The 17090-nt window shown below is 40.9% G+C and carries 15 protein-coding genes; 10 read left to right on the forward strand and 5 right to left on the reverse strand.

The annotated features are described in order from the left end of the window. Positions 1–171: 171 nt before the first annotated feature. The 4 genes from HHA42_RS02590 to dnaX all read left to right on the forward strand — a co-directional run bounded on the left by HHA42_RS02590 (position 172) and on the right by dnaX (position 6247). A complete protein-coding gene (locus HHA42_RS02590) occupies positions 172–1563 on the forward strand; it encodes a 3-oxoacyl-ACP reductase (RefSeq protein WP_168417427.1) in 1392 nt (463 codons plus the stop codon). 140 nt (positions 1564–1703) lie between these two features. After that, positions 1704–2558: a MaoC/PaaZ C-terminal domain-containing protein gene (locus tag HHA42_RS02595; protein ID WP_168417426.1), complete on the forward strand. Its 855-nt coding sequence runs from the start codon at positions 1704–1706 to the stop codon at positions 2556–2558. 93 nt (positions 2559–2651) lie between these two features. Continuing rightward, positions 2652–3935, forward strand: a complete 1284-nt coding sequence (locus HHA42_RS02600; RefSeq protein ID WP_168525364.1) for a serine hydrolase domain-containing protein — start codon at positions 2652–2654, stop codon at positions 3933–3935. A 65-nt stretch (positions 3936–4000) separates the two neighbouring features. Next, on the forward strand, positions 4001–6247 hold the full coding sequence (gene dnaX, locus HHA42_RS02605; protein ID WP_168525366.1) for a DNA polymerase III subunit gamma/tau: 2247 nt from the start codon (positions 4001–4003) through the stop codon (positions 6245–6247). Between the two features lie 73 nt (positions 6248–6320). Here dnaX and HHA42_RS02610 read toward each other — a convergent pair whose 3' ends face one another. Further along, entirely contained in the window at positions 6321–6764 is a 444-nt protein-coding gene (locus HHA42_RS02610) for a thioesterase family protein (protein ID WP_168417423.1), read from the reverse strand. An 82-nt stretch (positions 6765–6846) separates the two neighbouring features. Continuing rightward, positions 6847–8007: an iron-containing alcohol dehydrogenase gene (locus tag HHA42_RS02615; protein WP_168417422.1), complete on the reverse strand. Its 1161-nt coding sequence runs from the start codon at positions 8005–8007 to the stop codon at positions 6847–6849. A gap of 118 nt (positions 8008–8125) precedes the next feature. Between HHA42_RS02615 and HHA42_RS02620 the strand changes: the two genes are divergently transcribed. The 6 genes from HHA42_RS02620 (at position 8126) to HHA42_RS02645 (ending at position 14709) form a co-directional block, all read left to right on the forward strand. Further along, a complete protein-coding gene (locus HHA42_RS02620) occupies positions 8126–8641 on the forward strand; it encodes a low molecular weight protein-tyrosine-phosphatase (RefSeq protein WP_168417421.1) in 516 nt (171 codons plus the stop codon). Positions 8642–8644: 3 nt separating this feature from the next. Next, positions 8645–9685 carry a UDP-N-acetylmuramate dehydrogenase gene (murB, locus tag HHA42_RS02625; protein WP_168417420.1) on the forward strand — a complete coding sequence of 347 codons (1041 nt, stop codon included), beginning with the start codon at positions 8645–8647 and terminating at the stop codon, positions 9683–9685. 5 nt (positions 9686–9690) lie between these two features. Continuing rightward, positions 9691–10818 carry a YdcF family protein gene (locus HHA42_RS02630; RefSeq protein ID WP_168417419.1) on the forward strand — a complete coding sequence of 376 codons (1128 nt, stop codon included), beginning with the start codon at positions 9691–9693 and terminating at the stop codon, positions 10816–10818. Further along, entirely contained in the window at positions 10818–11861 is a 1044-nt protein-coding gene (locus tag HHA42_RS02635) for an alpha/beta hydrolase (protein ID WP_168525368.1), read from the forward strand. The genes HHA42_RS02630 and HHA42_RS02635 overlap by 1 nt, the downstream gene beginning before the upstream one ends. A 239-nt stretch (positions 11862–12100) precedes the next feature. After that, a complete protein-coding gene (locus HHA42_RS02640) occupies positions 12101–12796 on the forward strand; it encodes a response regulator transcription factor (protein ID WP_168417417.1) in 696 nt (231 codons plus the stop codon). Beyond that, positions 12796–14709, forward strand: coding sequence for an ATP-binding protein (locus HHA42_RS02645; RefSeq protein ID WP_252726292.1), 1914 nt, complete (start codon positions 12796–12798; stop codon positions 14707–14709). Before HHA42_RS02640 ends, HHA42_RS02645 begins: the two co-directional genes overlap by 1 nt. Positions 14710–14737: 28 nt before the next feature. Here HHA42_RS02645 and HHA42_RS02650 read toward each other — a convergent pair whose 3' ends face one another. The 3 genes from HHA42_RS02650 to HHA42_RS02660 form a co-directional block, all read right to left on the reverse strand. Further along, positions 14738–15904 (reverse strand): cupin domain-containing protein, encoded by a 1167-nt coding sequence (locus HHA42_RS02650; RefSeq protein WP_168525372.1) that lies wholly within the window; start codon positions 15902–15904, stop codon positions 14738–14740. A 108-nt stretch (positions 15905–16012) separates the two neighbouring features. Continuing rightward, entirely contained in the window at positions 16013–16606 is a 594-nt protein-coding gene (locus HHA42_RS02655) for a Maf family protein (protein ID WP_168525374.1), read from the reverse strand. Between the two features lie 7 nt (positions 16607–16613). After that, positions 16614–16997 carry a DUF2237 domain-containing protein gene (locus HHA42_RS02660; RefSeq protein ID WP_096900874.1) on the reverse strand — a complete coding sequence of 128 codons (384 nt, stop codon included), beginning with the start codon at positions 16995–16997 and terminating at the stop codon, positions 16614–16616. Between the last annotated feature and the right edge of the window lie 93 nt (positions 16998–17090).

Raw genomic sequence — 17090 nt, forward strand, 5'->3', positions numbered from 1 at the left:
TGACTACAATGACATTGCAGAATGCATTCAGGTCAAGACATCTGATTATTAACTCAAGTATGATTTAGCAGAAACGGGTGGCGCTATTGAAATGCGGGCATTTGGCATCATATTGATGTTTAAAGATAACGTGTATTCCATCAAAAAATGAATTTATGAGAGATAATAACCATGACTGATCAATACCAAACATTTGCTAAATCTCCTATTGGTAAATTTGTCATTAAAAATTTGGGTCTTCCATCCCCAACTTTTTTAGAGCGTTTTGAGTCTGCAACACCTGTGGTAAAAGGTGCGGTACTTTTAGGCGCAGCACCTGCAAGCGACTTGTCTGCAGCAATTGCACAAGTATTGGCAAATGTACATGCCAACAGTTACGCGGGCAATAACGCAGAATTGCAACAGGCTGCAGCAAAAGTAGGCTTAAATTTAGGTGCGTTTAACTCAGGCGATAAAGAGTCTAAATTTAAAGTTGTGGTATTTGATGCTTCAGGTATTGAAAATTCAGAACAATTAAAAGCACTGTATGATTTCTTTAACCCAATTGCACGCCAAATTCAGGCTTCTGGCCGAGTGGTGGTGGTGGGAACAACACCAGAAACTGCGGGCAGCGTCAAAAAAGCCATTGCTCAGCGTGCATTGGAAGGATTTGTGAAGTCAGTTGGCAAAGAGTTCAAAAAAGGCATTGCCGCTAACTTAATTTATGTCGATCAAGGCGCAGGTGAAAACCTAGAATCAACTTTACGTTTTGCTATTTCTCCACGTTCTGCTTATGTTTCAGGTCAGGTTATTCGTGTGTCGAATGCTGCAACAGTTGATGTAGACTGGGCAAAACCATTGGCAGGTAAAACTGCTGTGGTAACGGGTGCAAGTCGTGGTATTGGTGAAGCGATTGCCCATGTATTGGCTCGTGATGGTGCACATGTGATTTGCCTGGACGTTCCACAACAGCAAGCTGACCTAGACCGTGTTGCTGCTGAAATTGGTGGTTCAACTTTAGCAATTGACATTACTGCTGCAGATGCAGGTGAGCAAATTAAATCAGCTGCTGCTGCGCAGGGTGGTTTGGATATTATTGTGCATAATGCCGGCATTACCCGTGACAAAACTTTGGCGAATATGAAACCAGAGCTTTGGGATTTGGTAATTAACATTAACTTGTCTGCAATTGAGCGTGTTAATGATTACTTGTTAGAAAATGAAGGTTTGAATGCCAATGGTCGAATTGTTTGCGTATCTTCAATTTCAGGTATTGCGGGTAACTTAGGTCAGACTAACTATGCAGCGTCAAAAGCAGGTGTGGTAGGTGTCGTGAAGTTTACAGCACCAGTTCTAAACAACGGTATTACCATCAACGCAGTTGCTCCTGGCTTTATTGAAACGCAAATGACTGCTGCAATTCCATTTGCTATTCGTGAAGCAGGCCGCCGTATGAACTCAATGAGTCAAGGTGGTTTACCTGTAGATGTTGCAGAAACCATTGCTTACTTTGCTTCAACTGCATCGACAGGTATCAACGGCAACGTGGTTCGTGTCTGTGGTCAAAGTTTGTTAGGGGCTTAACACATTAAAGTCCTCTCCTTTGCGGAGAGGATTTAGGAGAGGGAGATAAGGGGATATATTATTCACCCTCTCTCTAGCTCTCTCCCAGAGGGAGAGAGAACTCCATTAAAGAAATTAGAAAAACTTCTCAAAGGTTCAGTATGAATACTCGCCATTTTAGTCAACTTCCAAAACCGTATTTAGCCTATCCTAAAGTGATTCAGGGCTTAATTTTTAAAAAGCCCAAAGGCGAAAAAGTGCTGCCGCAAGTTGAATATGTGGTGGATTCATTTAAGGTCGATCAAAAGCATTTAAAAGCCTATAACGCAGTAACAGGTTTTAAAAACAACGGCTATATTCCAGCAATTTACTTGGCTGTTTTGTCGCAAAGTCTGCAAATGCACATGATGACGCAAGAAGCTTTTCCTTTTGCAATTTTGGGTTTGGTGCACATTCGCAATCAAGTCAAGCAAAGTCGTAAAGTTGGGGTGAATGAAGAGCTGACTTTGTCATGTAAATTTGGTGAGCTTCAACCGCACGACAAAGGTGTGCAGTTTGATTTTATCACTACTGTAAAAGTAGGAAATGACGTGGTTATTGAAGGCATTACCACGTATTTAGCTCGTCAAAAAACCACCACTAAAGCAGCAAGCAAAGCAGCAGAAAGTAAAGCTCCTAATTATGCTGTTCAGGCTGAATGGGAAGTTTCTGAAAATACGGGACGCCGTTATGCCTTAACCTCTGGTGATTTTAACCTGATTCATATTCATGCCATTACCGCAAAAGCATTTGGATTTAAACAAGCCATTGCTCACGGTATGTGGAGTAAAGCTAAAGCTTTATCAAGCTTAACTTTGCCAGATGCCTATGAAGCCGATGTTTGGTTCAAACTCCCAATGTATTTGCCTTCAAAAGTTGAGTTTTTAACTGCAAAGGAAGCTAAAAATACCGACTTTTTGATTCGTAACAGTAAAAATCAAAAACCGCATGTAACAGGAACAGTTACCGCGCTATAAATAGATAAAAGCCTAAATGTTGTAAATTTAGGCTTTCTCTTTTTGCGGCGTTAAATTTAGGTCGCAGTGTCTAACAATTCCATGGATGGGAACATGCAACACATTAAAGATTACCTATTTGCACAAACTAGAAATTATGCGGGATGGGTTACACCTGAATTTGAAGATTTAGCCAAGCAATTTAGCCGCCTGCAAGATGCACGTACTCAACAAGGCGGTGCGGCACTTGCAGTATATTTTCAGGGTCAAAAAGTTGTCGATATATGGACGGGTAAGAAGTCCGCGACTGAAGACTGGCAGTCAGATACGTTATCGGTCTGTTATTCCACAGGGAAAGGGGTGTTGGCAACACTGGCGCATATTTTAGTCAGTCAGGGTTTACTCGATTACGATACGCCCATTTGTCTGTATTGGCCTGAATTTGCTCAAAATGGCAAAGCCAGTATGACGCTAAGGCATGTGCTGAGTCATCAAAGTGGTTTGTACGACATTCGCAATATCATTGCCGATGCAACTGAAATGGCAGATTGGTCACACATGCTGAATGTTTTGGCTCAAGCTAAACCACGTTTTGAAGTGGCAACTGAAGCGGCATATCAACCTCTAACTTTTGGTTGGCTTGTTGGTGGTGTTTTAGAAAAAGCCACAGGGCAATCTTTGGCTGCATTGATGCAGCAATATTTGGTTGAACCTTTAGCTTTGGATGGTGCTTATTTTGGTGTGCCTACATCTGGGCTTTCTCGTGTTGCACGGCCATTTAAAACGTCTGTCACTCCACCAAAGTCCGTAATACCTCCAGCCAATAAGGCATCATCGCCATCCCTAAAATCTAAGTCAGTAAAACGTCCTGTGTCTATTTTAGATAAAGCCATTGTTTGGAGTGGGCAAGATCCGCAAGACTTTCAGGATGGTATGATTCCCAAGGGCATGAAAAATTTTAGCTTTTTTAGCGATGCGGGTTTACAGGCTGTGATTCCTGCAGCCAATGGCGTTTTTAGCGCACAAAGTTTGGCGCGTATTTATGCCATGTTGGCGCAGAGTGGCTCTTTAGATGGGCAGCAATTCATTCAGTCTGCGATCTTTCAACAATTAAGCCAAGTACAATACCGACAGCGTGATCGGGTTATGCCTATCCCGATGCTCTGGCGCTTGGGTTATCACCGTATTTTAAGTTTGGGTAAGGCATCAAATGGTTTTGGACACATGGGCTTCAATGGTTCAGGGGCGTGGTGTGATCCTGAACGTCAGCTCAGCTTTGCTTATACCCATAATTTTGCTGCAGGTTCTTTAATTGGTGATTATCGACTTTGGGGGTTGAGTCAGGAAGCGATTCGCTGTGCAGATCGGCAGTTGCAAGGGCGTAAAGGCTGGTTTTAAGCGTGATTGTACGTTCACTCTTGTGCAAAAAAACAGTATGCTTAGACCTGTAAAAAGGAGCATTCATGTATCAGGTACTTGCGCGTAAATATCGTCCTCGTAATTTTAATGAGTTGGTGGGGCAAAACCATGTATCACGGGCATTGACCAGTGCTTTAGAACGTGGTCGTTTACACCATGCTTATCTTTTTACAGGTACGCGCGGCGTAGGTAAAACCACGATTGCGCGTATTTTGGCCAAATGCCTGAACTGTGAAACAGGCGTGACATCAACCCCGTGTGAAGTGTGTCCAACCTGTACAGCAGTCAACGAAGGTCGTTTCATTGACTTGATCGAAATTGATGCGGCATCTCGCACCAAAGTTGAAGATACACGTGAGTTATTAGATAACGTACCGTATGCTCCGACGCAAGGTCGTTTCAAAGTTTACCTGATTGACGAAGTGCACATGCTGTCTACGCATTCATTTAATGCTTTGCTCAAAACTCTGGAAGAACCACCAGAGCATGTAAAGTTTCTGTTTGCGACCACAGACCCTCAAAAACTCCCAATCACGGTGATTTCACGTTGTCTGCAATTTACTTTGCGTCCTTTGCAAATTGACGAAATCACGCAACATTTAACAGATATTTTAGCCAAAGAACAGATTGTGGCCGAGCAAGATGCGATTTGGCAGATTGCTGAATCCGCTCAAGGTTCATTGCGTGATGCGATGTCTTTGACTGATCAAGCAATTGCCTATGGTCAGGGTGAAATTCATCATCAAGATGTTAAAGACATGTTGGGGCTGATTGACCGTACCATTATTTATGATTTGATTTTAGCGATTCATCAAAACCAGCAGCAGCGTGTGAGTCAGTTGTTATTGCAATTCAGACAGCAAGCTTTAGATGTGTCTTTGGTGCTGGATCAATTGATTTCGACACTGCACGAACTGGCAATCATGCAATATCTGCCAGATTTGAACCTGAAATACAGTGCTGAGATCAATCAAAAAATACAACAGCTTGCAGGACTGATTTCTGCACAGGATATTCAGCTCTATTATCAGATTGCCTGTAAAGGACGTGCCGATTTACAAATCGCAGTAACCCAAGAGCAAGGTTTTGAAATGTGTGTGCTGCGTTTGCTGGCATTTCGTCCTTTGCAAGTTAATGAAGTGTTGGTTTCTGCTGTACCTAATACGGCACAAACAGCACCTGAATCTACTCAGTTTGTTACTCAAAGTGAGCAAGCCCCTCAGCCTGTAATGCAAAATTCAGCCGTTGAGATGCATCAAGCGACTGAATTGGACGCAGTTACAGCATCTGATATTCAAACTCATCATGCTGTTGGGCAGGATATTGATGGATTTGAATATGGTGATGATGAATACCTTGAGCAAAACACAGCGCAGACTGCCATAGCAGAACCATCTTCTGATGACTTCTTGGATGATGAACCTGAGGGCGATGAACAGAGTGGTGTGGTTCAGAATCATGAGCATGCGCTGCCTGAAAGTACTGTGGAACAGTCAGCACCTGAAGTATTAAGCGATAAAAACACAGCTCAAACCGAACAGATTGTATTTGACCCAAATGCAGCAGAACCGTTATTTGGTTTAGAAAGCGAAGCAGAAAAGAATACGGTAGCGGCAACCAATACATCAAATCAGGATGACTTTTTACTGGAAAGTTTTGATGCGGTTGCGCCATTAGCTAGCGTTGAAACATTAGCAGACCCTGAGCCTTTAGAATTAACGCCGTCTGATCAAGATTCTACAAATGACGCTTCAAGCACCAATGAGGGAGAAGCCTCTTTATTTGATTCTGTGCAAGATATTTCTGTAGATGTTGCTATCACCGCAGCACAGCCACAAAATACAACCTCTACACAGAACGGTGATGCGCAGTTAATGCCACAGGATATTCTGCGCTTACAGCCGCAGGTGTTAGAGGGTGAGTGGACTTTAGACAAGTGGGAATATTGGTTTAGACACAGTGATCTTTCTCCAGCTGTACAAGAGCTAGCGCAGCATGGGGTGATGACTGGGCAGATTGATGGTGAATCAATTTTTCATATTCCAGAGCAATACCAACAGCTTTTAGCGCAATTGCAACATACCTTGGAAGGCGCTTTAAAAAGCCAATGGAGTAAAACGCTGTTTAAAGTGCAATATGAAAATGTAGATGACACCACGCCGTATGTTTTGCAGCAACAACGTAAACAACGAGCGTATCAACGAGCAGAAAACTTGTTACATCAAGAGCCTGCTGTGCAAGAGCTTTTGCAAAACTTTGAAGGCGAATTGCACAATATTCAGCTCAAATAAACAGACTCAAACTGCAGAATTTAACGTTTAAATCAAATGGCTGGGTCAAACCAGCCTTATTTTTAGCTCTAGATCAGACTGAGTCTACACTCATATAGGCTTGTAAAGCTTCACGCATATTTTGTGGAATCGGGAAACTTTGACGTGTATTTCGTTCTACAAACACATGCACCACTTGCCCTTGTGCAGAGGCTTGTTGTTGTCCATGCTTAAAAATTGCCAAATCATAAATCAACGATGAATTCCCAATTTTTTGAATGGCGACTCCGACCTCAATGACTTCGGGATAAGACAATTCTTGTAAAAAATGGCAGGTGGAGCTAACCACTAAACCAATGCAAGGTGATCGTTTGGGTTCAAAACCAGCTTTCTGAATCAATAGGGCATTGGCCGTACTGTCAAAATAGCTGTAATAGGTGACATTGTTGACATGCCCATACATGTCATTGTCTGCCCAGCGGGTTTGAATGGGAACGAAAAAAGTGTATTGATTACGGGTTTTAATTTCAGGTTTCACAAAGTTAACTCTATATTTTTTAATGGTGGCGGTGGCTGAACACGATTCGTTGAGTTGTTGATAGGTTGTAATTTTTCATCCATTAAGCATAAATGGCTTGGTAAATGTTTAAGGCATCCTGTACCTGTAATTCTCTAGGATTATTTTGTAGCAAGCGAGTTTGTAACAGGGCATCTTCTGCAAGTTGTATTAACATATTTTCTGGTACGCCTAGTGTATTGAGTTTTAATGTTAAGCCACTCTGCTCAAGGTGGTTTTGAAAATGATCGATAAACAAATCACACAGTCCATCGGTGCAGCCTTTACTACGTGGGTCTAACCAGCACATGAGTTCTGCATAATCTTGTTTGGCTGCAGGTGCATTAAATTTTAAAACCTCAGTCAGTACCAAGGCATTGCTATGCCCATGCGAGATATGAAAATGTCCACCTAAGGGATAGGCGAGTGCGTGGACTGCGGCAACAGGAGCATTGGCAAAGGCTTGTCCTGCCAACATTGAGCCAAATAGCATGTTTTGACGTGCTTGCATATTGTTGCCATCTTCAAGCACCAATTTCAAGTTTTGATCCAATAAACGCAGTGCCTGTTTTGCCAGTAAGTCTGAATAAGCATTTTTTTTGATTTTGGAGGTATAGGCTTCAATGGCATGTACCATCGCATCAATCCCAGTGGCTGCGGTAATCTGTGCAGGCAGGTTGCGGGTAAAATTGGCATCTAAAATAGCAACATCGGCATATAAAATAGGCGAGATAATGCCAGTTTTACTAGTCGTACCTGTGGTGACAATCGAAATAGGTGTCACTTCAGAACCTGTGCCCGCAGTAGTGGGTACTAAAATTAAGGGTAGACGTGGTGCTTGAGCATTGCCCACACCATATAAGTCTGACAGTTGTTGGTGTTGTTCAGGATGACTCAATACAGCAATGATTTTGGCAACATCCATAGCGCTGCCACCGCCAAACCCAAAAACCACGTCAATTTTTTGCTGTTTGGCAAAGGCAACCGCATCTAAAACAATCTGTTCTGCGGGGTCTGCTTGCACATTTGCGTAAATTGCATAATCTAGTTGAAGCTGTTCCAAAATTTCTAAAATAGGCAGATGCAATTGTTGCTGTAATATCCCAGCATCGGTGACCAATAATAGGCGTTGGTAAGGCTTTGCTTTTAAAATATTGTATAGCTCAGAAATTGAGCCAAGTCCTGAAATAATGTTGCCAACGGTTTGAAATTGAAAATTTTGCATACGCTTATCCTTATTATTTATACCTAATTCAACATTATTGTGCAGTCACGATATAGGATTCATATCATAAATAACTTAACATAAGGCTCTTAAAAATAAAGTAGCTCTGAGGTTGTTTATGTCATCCCAAACGCCATACAAGGTGTTATGTGTTTGCTTAGGAAATATTTGCCGTTCACCTACGGCAGAAATTGTACTGCGACATTTTTGTGATGAACAGCAACTGAATGTTTGGGTAGATTCTGCAGGAACCAGTAATTATCACCCAGGCAAAGCACCCGACTTACGCAGCCAGCAGCATGCGTTGAAACGTGGCTATGACCTATCTGCTTTACGTGCACGCCAATTACAGATTCAAGACTTTATCGAGTTTGATTTAATTTTGGCGATGGATTTGGAAAACTTAAGCAATATTCAGGCCTTGATGCAGCGTGCCAAAGCTGAATTTGGTACTTTACGTGCCGAAGTTGCCTTAATGAGTGAGCATGATCCTCTCTATACTCAGCAAGAATTACCCGACCCGTACTATGGTAAAGCCGATGGTTTTGAACGTGTGCTCGATCAATGTGAGTCAAGCAGTCGTGCATGGGCACAGGTGCTGCAACAACAATTTGAATTAAAGGTTAAGGTTTAAGTTATGCACATTCAACATTCTATGCAAATCAAACCATTCAATACCTTAAATTTGGATGCTACAGCCTCGCATTATGTGAAAATTCATCATACGCAGGATATTTTAGATGCCTTGGCATTTGCCAAATCTGAACAGTTAAATGTGCTAATTTTGTCAGGTGGCAGCAATATGTTATTGCCTGAACATATTCATGCATTGGTGATGCACATGGATATTCAGGGCATCGAACAACTGAGCGAAGATGCAACAAGCGTCACATTGAAAGTAGGAGCAGGGCAAGTCTGGCATGATTTTGTGTTGTGGACAACTACACAAAAACTCTACGGTCTGCAAAATTTAGCGTTAATTCCTGGTTTGGTCGGTGCTTCACCAGTACAAAATATTGGGGCCTATGGGGTCGAAGTCGGTGAGTTTATAGAGTCTGTGCATGTTTATGACCGTGATCAGCAACAATTCTGTTCTATCTCTGCGCAAGACTGTCAGTTTGCTTATCGGCACAGTATTTTTAAAGATCAGCCTAATCGTTACATTATTACGCATGTGACCTTTAAATTACTGAAACACGCAGCGCTAAAATTAAATTATGGTGACTTAAAAGCTGCGGTCGGTGATGATCAAACTGCTGAAAACTTGCAGCAACAAGTCATTCAGATACGTCAAAGCAAATTGCCGAATCCTGCTGAGTATCCTAATGTTGGCAGTTTCTTTAAAAATCCAGTCATTTCTGCACAACAATTTGACCAAATTGCACAACAATATCCGAATTTACCCCATTACCCGCAGCCGAATGAGCAGGTTAAAATTGCCGCTGGTTGGCTGATCGATCAGGCCGGCTGGAAAGGGAAACAATTAGGTGCAGTCGGTATGTTCCATAAACAAGCTTTGGTCTTGGTCAATTATGCAGAGGCTACCTTGGCAGATGTGCAGCAGACTTATCGTGCCGTGCAACATGATGTATTGAGCCGTTTTGGTATTTTGTTAGAACCTGAACCTGTCTTATTTGATGACACAGGTTTGATTCGTGCACATCAGCCCGTAGGTTAAAATAGATGAAACATACCCATTGGATGGTCAGACTAGTACAAATAGCGACGGTGTTATTTGTATTATTTGCTTGTCTAATGATTTTTATCTATTCACCTTTTTATTCAAAAATGGTGGTAAAAGCTTTAAATACCTTCGTGCCAGTCGAAGTGAATGAAGTAGCGGCGAAAAGTCAGCAAATGGCTGCTTTTAGTGATCAAGACAGCTTAGAACCTGGTTCAGATTTATGGATTGCCCGACAAGCTTATTTAAAGTTAATGGAACAAGAAATTAAATCTGAAAATTCACAAAATTTAACTCTGATTCAGGCACGTTATCAAGCTTTACAGGCCTTGATTGTAGAAGAGCAAAATCAAAGAAAATTAGAATTAGAGCAAGATCAGCCACAGGTACCATTGCTTGCGCCTACAGCAGCATCAGAAATTTCACCTGAAGACCCTTCAGAAAATGTCAAAGCTCTACTGAATTTAGACAGCCATGAAAATCAGGCATTAATGGAACAATATTTTGAGTTTTTAAATACACATAAAATTGCCGAAGCCGAAAATAACACTGTAGATGAAGAGATTTTTAAAGATATTGCTTTGATTCATCAACAAAACATCCCCAAAATACCAGAAAACTCGAAACCTTATGCAATTGTAGTGTTAGGTGGTGGATTAACCTTAGATGACAATGGTAAAGATATTGTAGTAAATCACTATACACGTCTGCGTTTAGAAACGACTTTGGCGGTGGTAAAACAATATCAATTGCCAATTGTACTCAGCGGTGTAGAAGCACCTTATATGCAGCGCTGGTTACAACAATACGAAGTCGATGCAAAATTATTAGAAGATCGCAGCATGAATACTTGTGAAAATTCACGTTTTAGTTCGTTATTATTACAAAAAAAGGGTGGTGCACCTACGGTGATTTTGATTACAGACCGTTATCACATGCCGCGTACACGACGGTTATTTGCCTTGAACGGTATAGAAACCATTCCTGTAGAAGCTCCAATGCCTACCCAGCTTACCGCATGGCGTCCTAGTGAACAAAATTATGATCACAGCCGTCGTGCTAATTACGAAATGCTTGCCACCATTCGGGATGCCTTGTTTGGTTCTAGCGCATGTCGCGAGGTGCCTTAATGTCTGATTTGCCTTTTTTGAATCCAAGCATTTTAAAACAGCTCGATTTACCTGTACCGAGTCGAGACACCACGCCACAAATTTTACAGCCTTTAAACCTAAATCGAGCCTTTGAGCCAAGTGTAGAGTTACAGGCATATAGACAGCTTTATGGTTTTCATTTGCTAGATTGTGAGCATTGGCAAGGTTATGTACAAATGCCGTTGTTCAAGCTGCACGTGCAAATTTTTCAGCCTGATTTAACTAAAACCAAGTTCGATAAAATTCAGGGCACTGTATTTTTACTGCATGGATATTTAGAACATAGCGGGATTTATCAGCCCATTATCAAAGAATTACTTGAGCAAGGCTTTAGTGTATTAACTTATGATTTACCTGGGCATGGTCTTAGTAATGGTTCACCTGCCAATATTCAAAACTTTGATCATTATCAACAAGTGTTACATGCGGTTTATCAATATGTTAAAAATGCTGATCAATTGCCAAAACCATGGTTAGGTATTGGCCAAAGTACAGGTGGTGCAATTTGGATGCATCATCTACTGGAGTTTGCCCAACGTCGTGAAAATCCATTTGTAGAGCGGGTTTTATTACTTTCACCGCTGATTCGTCCTGCGAAATCTGCATGGTGGCATAACTCTGTTGGTTTAGGCATTATCCGTCGTATTAAGCGTGAAGTACCACGACATTTCCGACGTAATAACCATAACCCTGAGTTTTTAAGATTTGTACGTTTAAAAGACCCGTTACAGCCTAGAATGATGGGTATGGACTGGATTCTGGCGATGTCTAAATGGATGTTTGAAATGGAAGAGCGTCCAGCATGTCGTATTCCTGTTTGGTTGGCACAAGGCGCGCAAGACCAAACAGTAGACTGGCGTTACAACATCGAATTTATCCGTCGTAAATTCCGCTTACAAACCTTATTAATGCTTGAAGAAGGTTCTCATCAATTAATCAATGAGCGTGCAGATATTCGTGCAGCTTTAACGGGTTTAATTCCTGCATTTTTACATGCACATAGTTCAAAAACATATTACTAAACGATTGTGTAATTGCTCAAGCTAATGCTGAATTGCCCATAAAAGTGTGGGCAATCAGTATGACACTTGGGCTATTTTCAATATTTATTGGAATAAATACCGATTTAGCATTTTCAATGCTATGCTCATCGCAATAGAACAACAGGCATTGCCATAAAAACTCCTTAATTCTAGGGATGGATTTAGTAGAAAAACTATTGTTATATTTGAATTTATATTTTTTGGGGGTGAAGGCAGCAATGGAAACGATATTACCAGCGCCGGTTTTAATTGTTGAAGATGAGCCTATTATTCAGTCGCGTCTCAGAAAAATTTTGCATGATATTGGCTATCAGGATGACATGCTGTTTTTTGTCAGCAATCTTAAAGCTGCTATGAAGTGTATAGAAGAGCAGCCGATTGTTTTGGCGTTGGTGGATTTAGGCTTGCCAGATGGCAATGGCAAAGAACTAATAGAACAATTACATTTTAGAGACCCAAGTGCATTAATTTTGGTGATATCGGCATGGAGCACGCAAGATAGCTTGTTTTCCGCAATTCAGGCAGGTGCGACAGGTTATGTCTTAAAAGAACGTGATGATGCAGAAATCGTGATTGCCATTCGCAGTATTTTAAGAGGCGGAGCACCCATCGACCCATTTATTGCACGGGAAATTTTATCGAAAATTTCTCATAAGAAAGTTGCTGTTGCTTCAGATGATTCTGCAAACAGCAATAATTCGGAAACATTTAATAGCAATTATGAACAATTAACGGGACGTGAACTTGAAATTTTAAATCTTGTGGCACAAGGTTTAAGTAATCGAGAAATTGCAGAACAATTATTTGTTTCACGTTATACCGTTGAAAGTCATATCAAACATATTTACCGTAAATTATCGGTGACCAAGCGCACCAAAGCGGTCAGTACTGCGAGAACACTAGGCATTTTATGATGCGCAGCTGGCTAAAATATGCCTTCGGAATATGCCTGTTGATCTGTGCGTGGCAAAGCTATGCGCAGCAAATTGTCTATCCAATTAATCAGCACTGTAATGTGCGTGTGCTTTCTATTAGCTCAGCTAAAACAGCATCACAAAATAAAAGCCCTGAAACTGGTTGGGAAAATGTCAAATTACCCGATGTTTGGGATATACGCTGGAAAAATTATAACGGTGGTGTCTGGTATAAAATTGATTGGGAGTGGTTTTGTGAGCGTGAGCATAGTTTAAATCAATCCATTGTGTTTGCTTTGGATTATTTAAATAGTGCTGGGGCAGTTTACTTAAATAAAGATTTGCTTTGGGCGAATCAGCATTTACAAGAACCATTGTCTAAAAGCTGGAATATGCCACGTTATTGGATTTTACCTGCCTCTGGCTTAAAGCCGGGTAAAAATCAAATTTTAGTTTATGTAAATGGTTATGCATTTCAAAATGCAGGTTTGGGCAAAATCACATTCAATAACGTGCATGAAAATATAAAGCATCACCAAAAAAGTCTATGGAAGAAGCGCACTTTATTTGAAATAAACGCCATTTTATCTACCACCTTAGGTATTTTATGTTTGGTAATTTGGCTATTTATCCGCCGTGATAATAGTTTTGGCTGGTTTGCACTCAGTTGTTTGCTATGGCTACTTTTCATTTCACAATTTTTGACAACTGAAACTTATCCTTACCCCACAACTTTGGCGGCTGCTCAAGCAAATCTAAGTTTCTTTATTCTGTATATACTCTGTTTTAGTGTGTATTTGCTCAGGTTTGCAGATCGGCGTTTTCCTGTGCTTGAAGAGAGTTTATTTGTATTTAGTATTGCGGTGATTGTCGGTATATTTTTCACACCACTGGATTATGCAAAAATTGTCTTAGGGACTGTTTTCTTAAGCTATGCATCATTATTGGTTGTGGTTTATTTTTACTTGGCTTATCTCAGTTATAAAACTCAAAAAACAGAATTATATTTATTGATTTTTTGTTTAACCTTAATTGGTTTATTTGCCTGTGTCGATGTTGTCCATTTAGGAGATGCTGAAACTGCGAGTTTATATCAGCCATTATCGCCTTATACCTCACCAGTAATCACTTTATTCATTGCGCTGATTCTTGGTATGCGTTTAAAAAGAAATATTCAAAAAATTGAAAAATTTAATCAAGATTTGGAGTTTCGGGTTTTTGAAGTCAGTGAAGACTTAAAACGCAGTATGTCGGAAAAGCACTATTTAGAATTGGAGAACGTACGTTTACAGGAGCGTATTCATTTATCACATGATTTACACGATGGACTCGGGGCATCTTTGGTTCGATCAATGATTTTGATAGATCAAAATGAAGATGAAATGAGTAATCAGCAATTTTTATCGATGTTGAAATTATTGCGTGATGATTTACGTCAAATTATTGATAGTGGCTCTTCAATTGGTTCAAAAGTGCCTGAAAATCCGAAAGTCTGGGTTGCACCTGTACGGCACCGTTTTAGTCAGTTAATGGATGAAATGGATATTCACTCTAGATGGGATTTTCCGAATGAATGGCTCATTGAACCGAATGCTTTACAGTGTCTGACTTTAATGCGAGTGCTTGAAGAAAGCTTAACCAATGTGATTAAACATAGTCAGGCAAAAAACGTAGCTGTTTCGATGCAATTTATGCAACCGAATCAGTTGTTGCTCAAAATTCAGGATGATGGGGTTGGTTTTGAAGCCAATAGTGTGTTGGAGCAAGGCATGAGTATCGGTATGCGCAGCATGAAAATGCGTTTAGAACAGGTTGGTGGGCAGTTAAAACTGAGTTCAACCCCAGGCTATACATTAATTCAAGCCATCTTATACTTTGATGAAGCCAACTCTAAGATGAATGAATCATCTTAGAGTCTATGCTATGTATGGATAGAGCCGTTTAAGCTTCTTCTGCTGGAAGCAGCATTAACACGGAATCGTTCAAGAGTTGTACTAAATCTTCCAAAATATCTGGGTCGTACAGGTTTTCATCAAGCAAGACACGCTCACCATTCGCTATTTTTTGTAGCGTGTTGATCGATGTATCTGCGACACAAATTGCCTCGCCATTGGCCCAAAACAGAATTTGACCGTCTTGTGCTGTATAAAGCAGACGAGAGGCGGGCTCAAGCATAATCTGATAACCCTGATCAAGCGCTTCTTCTAAGTCTCCTACACCCATTTCATCAACTTCAGGTATATTTTCTGGGTATTTAGGTTCAGACATTAAACTTAAAATTGCATCATCCAAAACTGATGAATTTTGCAAGCGTGCCCATAATTCTGCTTTCAAATAATCCAGTTCTGCTGCGGTCATTTCACCAATCTGGGTGCTTTGTTCTCGAACGATGTCATGTAGCGGAGTACGTAACATTTCATCGGCAGAGAATTTATCACTCACACGATCCATCATTTCACTGATATTTGGCATGCGGAAGCCAAATGAGAAAGTCAGGCAATCATCTTCAGCTACACCATAATGCGCCAAACCAGGTGGAACATAAAGTAAATCACCCGGTGCAAGTACTTCATCAAAATTAACCTGCATTTCAGGCAATAATTTGAGCGGTTGTCCTGCTACAAACTCAGTTTCTGCATCACACATTTGCCCAAGCTGCCAGCGACGGTGACCATAACCTTGCAGTAAAAATACGTCATAAAAATCGAAATGCTGACCTACAGAACCACCTTTAGGGGCATAAGACACCATGATGTCATCACGTCGCCATTGCGGTATAAAAGGGAATTTTTTCCAAAGTTCTGCCAAGTCAAAAGAATAATGATCGACTGCCTGCACCAACAGTGTCCAAAGTTTTGGCATTTTTTGAAAATCGCCTTTAATCAGCGGTGATGATTTTACACTCCACTGATTTGGGTCTTTGTCTTTTTGTTTAATTAAACGGGCAGTGACATCTTCTTCCAGTGCCAGTTCCATCACATCACTAGGTTCAAGCAGGTTTGCAATTTCTGGGAGTGCGTTGCGTACCAATAATGGTTTTTTTTGCCAATATTCACTTAGGAATTGTTCTGCGGTAATTCCGCCTAAAACATCTAAAGGTTGCGACATAAAATAGCCTAAGCAAGTCTGAGTATAGAGAATCTTGATATTGTCTATTTTGTCGCTTGAAAGGGCAAGATGATTTCTAGCTGATATGCAGATTCAAATGAGTCAACATTAGGGGACTTGAATATTCAACACTCTTAAAATACGACACAGTTGAATCATGGGTAGTCCCATCAACGTGGTTTGATCATTGCCTTGCATAGCTTCAAACAAGCTAATGCCCAAACCTTCACATTTAAAACTGCCTGCGCACTGCAGTGGCTGCTCTAGAGCAACATATCGTGCAATTTCAGCATTAGTTAAGTTGCGAAATTTGACGGTGTAATGCTCTACAATTATCTGTACAAAGCCTGTAGATAACTGCTGCACACTGAGCGCCGTGCTGAAATATACGGTTTGACCTGAATTGGCGTGTAATTGCTGAATAGCATTTTCTGTAGTAAGTGGTTTACCGATAAAAATATGTGGTGCATGCTCACGCCATGCGACTTGGTCTGAACCTATTACTATTGCATCAGGATGTTGCAGCGCAATACAGCGCGCTTTTTCAAAAGCCAAACGTCGTGCTAAATCATCGGCATGAGTTTCACCGCATGCTGATTCATCAATATCTGGGGAGATAGATGTATAAGCTAAATGCAAGCGATCCAGCAATTGTTGCCGAGTTTGACTGCCAGAAGCTAAAATAATTTGAGGATGTTGCATTAGATCATTACACCGCATAGTCCATCAAGATATCTAAAGGCACATAAGACAATACTGATTGATGACAGGCTTGAATTTTAATTGGTGGCGCTTGACCTGCCTGATAGGCTTCTACCCAACGGGTGACACAAATGCACCAGAAATCACCTGGTTGTAAGCCATTAAAGCCAACTTCAGGTACTGGCGTGATTAAATCATTGCCAATTTTTTGCGAGAAATTTAAAAATTCCGAAGTCATTTGTGCACAAACGGTGTGCTGACCTAAATCGGTTGGGGCGGTATGGCAAAAACCGTTACGGAAATACCCGGTAATAGGGTCAAAACAACAACTGGCGAGAGGTTCGCCCAAAACGTTTAAACGATTGATATTCGGATCAGGATGGATAGACATAAGTGCGAGAAAGATGGTGGCTTTTCTCTATCATAATCAAAACTTTTGCTTTAAACAGCAATTCTACAAAAGTTGCTAACCTTTTTCTGCATA

The sequence above is a fragment of the Acinetobacter sp. A3 genome (genome assembly GCF_012371415.1).
In the GTDB taxonomy this organism is placed as follows: Bacteria; Pseudomonadota; Gammaproteobacteria; order Pseudomonadales; family Moraxellaceae; genus Acinetobacter.